Genomic DNA, 1,536 nt, shown 5'->3' with positions numbered 1-1,536 from the left:
TGAACGGCTTCAGCCCCTCCGCATGATCCTACCGGCGTCAGCCGGTATGTCATTCAGTAAACTGGCACCGTAATTCTGGTAATTCTGGCACCGTAATTCCAGTGGCGGCACGCCGATCTGGGCACGGCCCCGGATTGCCCCTTATCGCCCGCCGAGATGCATACGCTCACCCGGGCTCTGCTCGATCATGTGCGGGCGGTGACAGGGCACAGGTTTCCGGCACGCGGAAGGCGGCATCGTGGGCGCGGTTGAGGCAACGCTGCGCCTGCGGGCGCGCTGGCGGATGTGGTGGGGGATTGGCACCACCCGTATCGCCGAACCGCCCCGGCCGGTCGATCCCGCCCGGCTCGCTCGCATGGAGGCCGCGCTCATCGCCATGCCCGAACTCACTCGCGAGGTCTTCAGGATGCACCGTTTCGACGATCTGCCCTACCGCCGCATCGCCCGGCGTCTCGGCATCACCATCGACGAGGTCCAGGAGCACATGGCCGGCGCCATCAAGAGCCTCGGGCGCGCCGCCAGGGGCGAGGAGGAGAAGTGATTTTCGGCATGGCTCCATCCGGAACTCGCAAAAGAAGCCGTAATTACAGTGGCTTACAGCCAATCTATCACCATGATGGCACCATGAGTCTCCCCATGGTGCCATCAATCTCCTCAAAAAACGATGTGCAGACAACAGGTTACCCCGCAGGGGGAGCCATTCCTTTTATCTTGCCTTCGTCAGCAATATGCCTTTGACGAAAATTAATCGCACTCTTTCAGGGAGTTGAGAAATTTTTCAAAATTGTCAGAGAGCTTTATCATAAATCTGTCCGGGTCTCCATAGTATTCAGATTGATTAAAATAAATTGACCCAAAATCATCGCGCATAGAATAAAGAAAGTAATCCCCCCCTTCATCCATTGCGAACGGAAGGTATCCAGAGGAGAAAAAATCGTTTGATCTCAGGTCTAAATAAGTATTCTCAAGGCCACAATTTTCATCGCCATGGGCGATAACGAGAAAACTCCTGATGCAAAATTTATCGAAATCATTCTCAAAACACGACGGGATTGGTCGACCACCATTGTATTTTAAAAAATGATTTTTCAGATCGTCTGGAATTTCTAATCCGGTGATCTTACGAAAATTTTCAATATCCGCTTCGCTAATGGCGAGAGACGTGTTCTCGAAGGAAATCATTCGATATCACCTCTTATACTTGACGTCGAAGTAGCGCTCATATTGTGCGACGGAGCCCATGTGAGGATATGTCGCTCTGTGCGCGCCGATTGTTACAAGCTCAAGCGTGGCTGAATGTGTTGCAGCATTGAAGTCGTCCACATGATGCCAAACGTAACCGTCAGAGCCTGATTCATAATTATCCGGTGTATTTTCATAGCCTTGCGATGCGGCGAGTGAAGAGGCGGATTGATGCGATGAACAGCCATGCGGTTGCTGACGCGATGGTTTGCTCGAAGTCCTTGGCGAGACGGCGGTTTCGATTCAGCCATGCCAGCGTGCGCTCGACGACCCACCGGCGCGGGAGGATCACGA

2 protein-coding genes and 2 pseudogenes are annotated in these 1,536 nt (G+C 53.4%); 1 reads left to right on the top strand and 3 read right to left on the bottom strand.

Annotated features, from left to right (window positions below; translation table 11 throughout):
• The first annotated feature begins 238 nt into the window (after nucleotides 1-238).
• Entirely contained in the window at nucleotides 239-541 is a 303-nt protein-coding gene (locus IE122_RS16680) for a sigma factor-like helix-turn-helix DNA-binding protein (protein ID WP_189622388.1), read from the top strand.
• 203 nt (nucleotides 542-744) lie between these two features.
• Here IE122_RS16680 and IE122_RS16675 read toward each other — a convergent pair whose 3' ends face one another.
• The 3 genes and pseudogenes from IE122_RS16675 to IE122_RS18420 all read right to left on the bottom strand — a co-directional run.
• Nucleotides 745-1,182: an SMI1/KNR4 family protein gene (locus IE122_RS16675; protein WP_189622387.1), complete on the bottom strand. Its 438-nt coding sequence runs from the start codon at nucleotides 1,180-1,182 to the stop codon at nucleotides 745-747.
• 6 nt (nucleotides 1,183-1,188) lie between these two features.
• Nucleotides 1,189-1,341 (bottom strand): annotated as a pseudogene (locus IE122_RS18575) (HNH endonuclease); the annotation flags it as partial.
• 34 nt (nucleotides 1,342-1,375) lie between these two features.
• Nucleotides 1,376-1,536: pseudogene (locus tag IE122_RS18420) on the bottom strand (IS5/IS1182 family transposase); the annotation flags it as partial.

Source organism: Novosphingobium colocasiae (genome assembly GCF_014652555.1).
Taxonomy (GTDB): domain Bacteria; phylum Pseudomonadota; class Alphaproteobacteria; order Sphingomonadales; family Sphingomonadaceae; genus Novosphingobium; species Novosphingobium colocasiae.
The sequence above is the reverse complement of the archived record's forward strand: the minus strand, read 5'-3'. Positions and strand labels throughout refer to the sequence as shown.